The sequence below is a fragment of the Bacillus sp. AFS029637 genome (assembly GCF_002584985.1).
In the GTDB taxonomy this organism is placed as follows: Bacteria; Bacillota; Bacilli; order Bacillales; family Bacillaceae_G; genus Bacillus_A.
Map to the genome: position 1 here is coordinate 1 of NZ_NUPZ01000066.1, position 228 is coordinate 228.

2 tRNA genes are annotated in these 228 nt (G+C 50.9%); both read left to right on the forward strand.

Going from position 1 to position 228, the window contains the following annotated elements:
• The first annotated feature begins 25 nt into the window (after positions 1-25).
• Positions 26-100 (forward strand) — tRNA-Asn (locus COE49_RS26745).
• Between the two features lie 2 nt (positions 101-102).
• Positions 103-194 (forward strand) — tRNA-Ser (locus tag COE49_RS26750).
• The last annotated feature ends 34 nt before the right edge of the window (positions 195-228 follow it).

Consider the following 228-nt stretch of genomic DNA (forward strand, 5'->3'; position numbering starts at 1 on the left):
GTAGGACGTTGCCAGGCAATATTATTCCGCAGTAGCTCAGTGGTAGAGCTATCGGCTGTTAACCGATCGGTCGTAGGTTCGATTCCTACCTGCGGAGCCATTGGAGAGCTGTCCGAGTTGGCCGAAGGAGCACGATTGGAAATCGTGTATACGTCACAAGCGTATCAAGGGTTCGAATCCCTTGCTCTCCGCCATAGGATTTATAATATTTGGCCCGTTGGTCAAGTG